General features: G+C 70.5%; 5 protein-coding genes. 4 read left to right on the top strand and 1 reads right to left on the bottom strand.

Going from position 1 to position 5639, the window contains the following annotated elements; translation table 11 throughout:
• The 4 genes from KDM41_16970 to KDM41_16955 all read left to right on the top strand — a co-directional run.
• A partial coding sequence (locus tag KDM41_16970) for a T9SS type A sorting domain-containing protein (protein MCB1185117.1) occupies positions 1-1571 on the top strand: 1571 nt, incomplete at its 5' end.
• 97 nt (positions 1572-1668) lie between these two features.
• Positions 1669-2463 (top strand): hypothetical protein, encoded by a 795-nt coding sequence (locus tag KDM41_16965; GenBank protein ID MCB1185116.1) that lies wholly within the window; start codon positions 1669-1671, stop codon positions 2461-2463.
• Positions 2464-2518: 55 nt separating this feature from the next.
• Complete coding sequence (locus tag KDM41_16960) at positions 2519-2836, top strand: TusE/DsrC/DsvC family sulfur relay protein (GenBank protein ID MCB1185115.1); 318 nt, start codon at positions 2519-2521, stop codon at positions 2834-2836.
• A gap of 16 nt (positions 2837-2852) precedes the next feature.
• Positions 2853-4589, top strand: a complete 1737-nt coding sequence (locus KDM41_16955; GenBank protein ID MCB1185114.1) for a DUF885 domain-containing protein — start codon at positions 2853-2855, stop codon at positions 4587-4589.
• Between the two features lie 33 nt (positions 4590-4622).
• Here the strand turns inward: KDM41_16955 and KDM41_16950 are convergent.
• Positions 4623-5639, bottom strand: a 1017-nt coding sequence (locus KDM41_16950; protein MCB1185113.1) for a class I SAM-dependent methyltransferase, incomplete at its 5' end; no start/stop codon positions are given.

The following is a 5639-nucleotide window of genomic DNA, read 5'->3' as shown; positions in this document are numbered from 1 at the left end:
CTCCCGAAGCGACTCTGGGAGCCGTGACGGGAATGAAGGACATCTTCAACGGAACCGGCAATGCGTACTTTGTGAATAACCTGGATGGTACGGTCACCGTGACCGCAGCGACCGTGGCCTCGGGTGGCGACCCCTACGAGGCCGCCAACGGCGCCGCCTCCATGTTCACCATCGAGGTTCTGACGGGATCCGAAGGTACGGCGACCGTGGCCCTGGACGGCCTGGTGCTCCGGGATCCGTCGAACGCAACGATTCCCGTGAATCTCCCGAGTACGACGATTACCATCGACTGCACCGCCCCCGCCGCCGTCACCGGCATCACCGCCGCGCCCGGCCACAACAAGGTGCACGTGGACTGGACCCACAACGGCGCCGACGTCGACCACTACGTGGTCCTCGGCGGCCTGTGGTACGACGGCACGGTGGGCGTCTCGGCCTACCCCGAGTACGACGACCTGCCGGGCACCATCCCGACCCCGCCCTCGAGCCCGTTCGTGGCGACCACCGAGTGGGTGGCGCTGCCCGACGTGCCCGTCGGCACCAACACCGCGACCCCGACCTGGCCCGACGCGACCAGCCGCGGCGTCTACTACTACACCGTGTTCGCGGTCGACGCCGCGGGCAACGCCAGCCCGGCCCCGGCCGCGGTCGACCGCGCCACCAACTACTGGCTCGGCGACGTGGCGTCCGGCGGCGGCGGCGGTCCCGACGGCGACGTGGGCGTGTGGGACATCAACGCCCTCGGCGCGGCCTTCGGCACCTCGCAGGCCGGCGGCGGGGCCTACAGCAACATCATCGACGTCGGCCCGACCGACGACTGGAGCCGTCTGGGCATCCCCCTGACGGACAACTTCATCAACTTCGAGGACCTGATGATCTTCTCCCTGAACTTCGGCGTCGTCTCGGCGGGCGCGAAGGAGAAGCCGGTCATCAGCAACGCGGTCGACCTGCAGTGGGTGACCTACGACAACGGCGACCTGGGCCTGCGCCTGGTCGAGGGGACGGGTCTGAAGGGCGTGCGCGTCACGGCCGACATTCCCCATGCCCTGGTCGAGGCCGGTGACCTGCTCGACGCCCAGTCCGAGCTGACGTTCCTGAAGAACGTGGGCGATGCGCTCGACGTGAGCGTGGCCGTGATGGGCGTGGACAACGGCTTCACCGGCACGGGCGACCTGTTCGTCGTGCGCGGGGCCGGGGCGGTCGCCCTCGACCAGCTCCACGTGACCGCGCGCTCGATCGAGAACAAGGATCTCGAGGTGAGCCTCAGCCAGGGCACGGGCACGTTGACGCCGCGGGTGTTCAACCTCAACGCCAACTACCCCAACCCCTTCAACCCCATGACGAAGATCAGCTTCTCGCTGCCGGAAGCCCAGAACGTGCGCCTGAACGTGTACAGTCTGGACGGCCGTCTGGTCGCGAAGCTGCTCAACGAGACCCGGGGTCCGGGCCTGCACGAGGTCGTGTGGACCGGGCGCAACGACGACGGCCATGCCGTCGCCTCGGGCGTGTACTTCTATCGCATCGACGCCGGACCGTACAGCCAGGTTCGCAAGATGACGCTGATGAAGTAGATTGACGAAGGGGCGCCCGGCGGCGAGCCGGGCGTCCCCTCCACCCGCGGGGGATCGCTGCGGCGGTCCCCCGCCCAGGCCGAACGGAATGACGACCATGAAGACCCGCCTGCTGTCCCTGCTGATCCTCGGCCTCGCGCTCGTCGGCGCGTCCGGGCCGGCGCACGCCGTCGTGAACCTCCGCTTCACGCCCGCCGACACCACCGTCGGTCCGGGCGAGACGGGTCGCCTGTCGGTCTTCGTCGACGACCTCGACGCCAACGTGCGCACCATCGACCTCTACGTGACCTACGATCCGGCCGTGGTGACGAGCCTCGGCGGCGACTCGGGTCAGGCCTTCCTGGACAGCGGCTTCTTCCTCTTCGACGGCTTCGAGAACACGGCGCCGGGCCAGTGGCACGGCTACTGCGTGATCCTCGGCTCGACCGACTGGCTCACCGGCCCGGGCGAGCTCTTCACCTGGGACTTCACCGGCGCCGCCGACGGCACCTCGCCCGTGATCGCCGTGGAGGCCTACGTGGCCGCCGGCGACGGCACCTACTACGACGAGGTCGTGCTCGACGGCACCTCGATCACCGTCTTCGATCCCCTGAGCGCGGCCGACGACACGCCGCCGGCCCGCGCGGGCCTGCACGCCTGGCCGAACCCCTTCAACCCGTCGACCCGGATCCGCTTCGCCCTGGCCCACCCGGGCCCGGCCCGCGTCACGGTGCACGACCTGCGCGGCGCCGAGGTGGCCGTGCTGCACGACGGTCCCCTCGACCGCGGCGAGCACCGCCTCGAGTGGTCCGGCCGCGACGCGCACGGGCGCGCCGTGCCCGCCGGCACCTACCTGGTGCGGCTCGAGGGTCCGGACGGACCGGCCGTGCTCAAGCTCGGTCTGGTGAAGTAGGCGCGGCTGGCTTATCATCCGGAGCAGCCCTTTCCCGCTGCGATCCGGAGACTCCATGCCCGACATCACCGTTGGCGACACCAGCTACGCCCTCGACGAGAAGGGCTACCTCATCGACTTCGCGTCCTGGAACCGCGAGCTGGCCGCGGCCCTCGCTGCGGCCGACGGCATCGCCGCACTCGGCCCCGACCACTGGCGCATCATCGACTTCCTGCGGGCCCACCAGGCCGAGCGCGGGGTCGCACCCATGATCCGCGTGCTGTGCAGGGAGACGGGCTGCTCGCTCCAGCAGATCTACGACCTCTTCCCCAAGGGTCCGGCCAAGGGCGCCTGCCGCGTGGCGGGCCTGCCCCGGCCCGATTCGTGCGTCTGAGCCGGAAGGAAACTCCATGTCCCGCTTGCGCTTCTCCCTCGCCCTGCTCGCCCTCGTGGCCCTGACCGCCTGCGGCGGCGGCGAAGGCGCCGCCGATGCGCGCTTCGCCAACCTGGCCCGTGCCCACCTCGACCGCATGCTCGAGCTGCATCCCGAGTGGGCCACCAACCTGGGCGACCACCGCTTCGACCACCTGGTCACCGACTTCACCCGCGAGGGTTTCGCGACGCGCCGCGACTTCTACCGCAACACCCTCGAAGAGCTCGACTCCATCGATCCGGCCGACCTCTCGCCGGCCAATCGCGTCGACTGGCTCACCCTGCGCGACGCCTGTGATTCGGCGGTGTTCGAGATCACCGAGCTGAAGGAGCACCGCTGGAACCCGACGGTGTACAACCCCGGCGACGGCCTCTACAACCTGCTGGCCCGCGACTTCGCCCCCCTCGAGCAGCGCCTGCGTGCGCTGAAGGCCCGCCTCGAGGCCCTGCCCGCCACACTCGAGGCGGCCCAGGTCAACCTCGACAACCCGCCCCGCGTCATGACCGAGACCGCCATCCGGCAGAACCCCGGCGTCATCAACCTGGTCATGGACGGCCTGCAGGAGCACCTGAAGGACGCCCCCGCCGAGTTGCAGGACGAGTTCAAGCCCGTGCGCGCCCGCGCCATCGCCGCCCTCGACGCGTACGGCCAGTGGCTCGAGAAGGACCTCCTGCCCCGCTCCAACGGCGACTTCCGCCTCGGCCGCAAGCTGTGGGAGAAGAAGCTGCGCTACTCGCTGAGCAGCGACCTCGACCCGGCCGAGATCCTCGCCCGCGCCGAGCGCGACCTGGCCGCCACCCGCGCCGAGATGGTCGAGGTGGCCCTGCCGCTCTACCGCGACTACTTCGGCGGCCACGTCGACGACACCACGCCGGGCCAGGACGCCCTGATCCGCCGCGTGCTCGCCCGCCTGGCCGAGGACCGGCCCACCAACGAGACCATCGTGCCCGAGGCCCGCGAGGGGCTCGCGCGCATCACCGAGTTCGTGCGCAAGAAGAAGCTCGTCACCGTGCCCGACGAGCCGGTCGAGATCATCGTCATGCCCGAGCACCAGCGCGGCTTCGCCATCGGCTACTGCGATTCGCCGGGCCCCCTCGAAAAGAACGGCACCACGTTCTACGCCATCAGCCCCACGCCGAAGGACTGGCCGGCCGAGCGCGCCGAGACCTTCTACCGCGAGTACAACGATTATATGCTGCAGGACCTCACCATCCACGAGGCCATGCCCGGCCACTACCTGCAGATCGCCCACGCCAACCGGTACGAGGCCGCCACCCCGCTGCGCGCCGTGTACTCGAGCGGCACCTTCGTCGAGGGCTGGGCCACCTACGCCGAACAGCTCATGGTCGAGGCCGGCTACGGCGGTCCCGAAGTGCACCTGCAGCAGCTCAAGATGCGCCTGCGCCTGATCATCAACGCCATCATCGACCAGCGCATCCACTGCGACGGCATGACCGAGGGCGAGGCCATGGAGATGATGATGGTCGACGGCTTCCAGGAGGAGGGCGAGGCCGCCGGCAAGTGGGTGCGGGCGAGCCTGAGCAGCACCCAACTCTCGACCTACTACGTGGGGAACCTGGAGATCAACGGGATCCGCGCCGCGTACGAGAAGAAGCACGGCAAGGAGATCGACCTGAAGGCGTTCCACGACGAGCTGCTGTCATTCGGGTCGCCGGCGCCGAAGTACGCGCGGGAGTTGATGGGGTTGGATTGACCCGCGGCCCGTGGGGCCTGAGGCGGTCGGACGCTAGTCCGCCCGGGCCAGGATCTCCTCCTTGACCAGCTCCAGCAGCACGCCCAGAGCCAGGTCGGGCGCCGTGCCCAGGTCGCCCTGCATGGCCAGGAGTTCCGAGCCGGTGCAGATCCGCGGATCGTCCCGCAGCACGAGCAGCGCCGCCGCCGCCGCCTGGTGCCCGATGCGCAGCGGCTCCCGCGTGCGCAGCCGCACCTCGACGCTCTCGGTGCGCACGCCCGCGGGTGTGTGCCGCACCCCCGTCAGCACCACGGCCTCCGGGTTCAGGCGAAAGCGGGCCTGCGCGGCCTCGTTCGCCGTCAACGCCGGCCGCAACCCGTTCCCCGCCTGCCCCGCCACCAGCTCCAATCCCGCCGGCTGCCGGATCAGCTCCAGGAACCGCCACTGCGTCACCGGATCGCACGCCGCCAACCTGTCCCGCACCGGCCCTGCGGGCACCAGCCGCGCCACGTCCCAGTCGGCCGGCTCGATCCAGCGCACGAAGCCCAGCCCCGCCGTCGCCAGCAGCGCGAGCACCGCGCCCACGTCGTAGCTCGTCTCGTTCACGTTCAGCAGGCGGTCGACGAACTCCACGTCGTCGACCTCGGCCGTGTCGCCGAAGCGCGTGCCGGCGAGCACCGTGTCGCGGCCCAGGCGCGCCACCTCGCGCGCCACGGGGATGCGTTCGGCCAGGGACGGTGCCTCGCCCGGGAACAGCAGCGACGTCGCCGCGGCCAGCCGCATCAGCGGCTCGCGGCCGTGCTTGCCGTAGATCATCAGGTTCAGCAGGCCGTGGGGGGCGAGCACCTCGCGCAGCCGGGCCAGCCCCGCCGCCGGATCGCTCAGGTGGTGCAGCACGCCCGACGAGTGGATCACGTCGAAGCCGCCCGCGGGCACGTCGAGGCCGTCGAGGGTCATCAGGTCGCACTCGACGAAGGTGACGTTCCCGAGCCCCCGCGCCGAGGCCTGGGTGCGCGCGTCGTCGAGCGCCACGCGGTTGATGTCGGCGCCGGTGAAGTGCACGTCCGGCTG

The sequence above is a fragment of the bacterium genome, assembly GCA_020440705.1.
Taxonomy (GTDB): Bacteria; Krumholzibacteriota; Krumholzibacteriia; order LZORAL124-64-63; family LZORAL124-64-63; genus JAGRNP01.
This window is presented reverse-complemented; position numbering and strand designations above follow the sequence as displayed.

What these genes read in the sequence shown, in the direction of transcription:
- KDM41_16965 (MCB1185116.1), top strand. Translation starts at nt 1,669, where the DNA reads ATGAAGACCCGCCTGCTGTCCCTGCTGATCCTCGGCCTCGCGCTCGTC.
- KDM41_16960 (MCB1185115.1), top strand. Translation starts at nt 2,519, where the DNA reads ATGCCCGACATCACCGTTGGCGACACCAGCTACGCCCTCGACGAGAAG.
- KDM41_16955 (MCB1185114.1), top strand. Translation starts at nt 2,853, where the DNA reads ATGTCCCGCTTGCGCTTCTCCCTCGCCCTGCTCGCCCTCGTGGCCCTG.